This window comes from Dolichospermum circinale AWQC310F, assembly GCF_000426925.1.
In the GTDB taxonomy this organism is placed as follows: Bacteria; Cyanobacteriota; Cyanobacteriia; order Cyanobacteriales; family Nostocaceae; genus Dolichospermum; species Dolichospermum circinale.
In genome coordinates, this window is record NZ_KE384674.1 from 53,357 (window position 1) to 54,953 (window position 1,597).

The 1,597-nt window shown below is 42.0% G+C and carries 2 protein-coding genes; both read left to right on the forward strand.

Annotated elements, in window-relative coordinates:
- Positions 1-16 precede the first annotated feature (16 nt).
- Entirely contained in the window at positions 17-1,411 is a 1,395-nt protein-coding gene (locus ACIR310F_RS0107710) for a TldD/PmbA family protein (protein WP_028083327.1), read from the forward strand.
- A gap of 3 nt (positions 1,412-1,414) precedes the next feature.
- Positions 1,415-1,585, forward strand: coding sequence for a hypothetical protein (locus ACIR310F_RS25370; protein ID WP_155963676.1), 171 nt, complete (start codon positions 1,415-1,417; stop codon positions 1,583-1,585).
- Positions 1,586-1,597 lie beyond the last annotated feature (12 nt).

Here is a 1,597-nt window from a genome sequence, read left to right on the forward strand (position 1 = left end):
GATAGTGAATTTTGCAATGACAACTAAACTTACTGATGTTCAAAATATCCTCTCAGATTTAATTTCCCGTTACTCTTCCCGTGTGGATTATTTGATGATTCGTTTAGAAGAATCCCAGGGAACAGATATTGTCTTACGTGGTGAACAAGTGGAAACTCTCAGTGAGGGTATTTCTATTGGTGGCCAGATTCGTACTTGTTATAAAGGTGGCTGGGGATTAAGTAGTTTTAATAAATTAGCAACCATTGAAGAGCGCATACAAGAAGCCATCGCCGCAGCCCGGATAATTGGTGATGAAGAAACTATACTCGCACCTATTGATCCTGTCCAAGCAGTATGTCAATTACCGATCTTGGGTACTGATCCCCGTCAAGTTTCGCTGAAGCAGAAAAAACAATTATGCGATCGCTATACGGAATTAATGAAAACATTAGATAACCGTATTACTACTACTTCCGTTCGTTATAGTGACAGCAGCCAAAGAGTAATTATTATCACATCTGAAGGGACTTTCATTGACCAATCTTGGGTAGATATGGAAATGCGCTTTGCAGCCACAGCCAGGAATGGAGACACAGTACAAACCGGCAGAGAAACCACTGGTTCTCGCAAAGCCTACGAAGACCTAACTAATTTAGACAAACAAGTTAAAGGTGCGGCAGAAAGAGCCGTTACGTCTTTATCATTACCTTCAATTAAAGGCAACACTTACACCGTAGTTATTGATCCCATTCTCACTGGTTTATTTGTTCATGAAGCTTTCGGACATCTTTCCGAAGCGGACATGGCCTATGAAAACCCGGATATTCTCGAAGTTATGACTTTAGGAAGACGTTTTGGACCAGAAGAACTGCAAATATTTGATGGTGCTGTACCCCAAGGACATCGCGGTAGTTATTTTTACGACGATGAAGGTACACCCGCAACGACTACCCAGTTAATTCAGGATGGTGTATTAGTTGGTAGACTGCATTCCCGTGAAACTGCTGGTAAATTAGAGGAGAAACCCACGGGTAATGCTCGTTGTCTTAATTATCACTTTTCACCCATTGTCAGAATGACAAATACCTGGATTGAACGCGGGAAAACCCCAGTTCCCGACTTATTTACTGATATCAAAGAAGGAGTTTATGCCCAAAATTGGTTAGGTGGAATGACGAATGGGGAAATGTTCACTTTCACTGCTGGGGAAGCCTGGATGATTAGAAACGGGAAAATTGCTGAACCCGTAAAAGATGTTACCCTTTCCGGTAACGTCTTCCAAACCCTCGCAGATATAGAAGCCATCGGTGATGATTTTTACTGGGATGAATCCGGGGGTTGTGGTAAAGGTGGACAAAATGGTTTACCGGTGGGTTGCGGTGGTCCGAGTTTGCGAATTAGGGATGTTGTAGTGGGGGGGGAAAGTTAAATTTTGTTTCGCGCAATCTCTGAGGGTAGGGAACAGGGAACAGGTAACAGTTTTAACTGTCTGGATATTCTCAATTTTGCAAATCCGACAAAGAAAAATGCAATTCATTTTGAAACACCATTAGCCAAAACCTGGCACTTTTTTGTGGTAAAAATCCGCGAAACCCTTTGTTAATAAATGGTTTTA

Coding starts and splice junctions, on each gene's coding strand:
- ACIR310F_RS0107710 (WP_028083327.1), top strand. CDS start 17: ATGACAACTAAACTTACTGATGTTCAAAATATCCTCTCAGATTTAATT.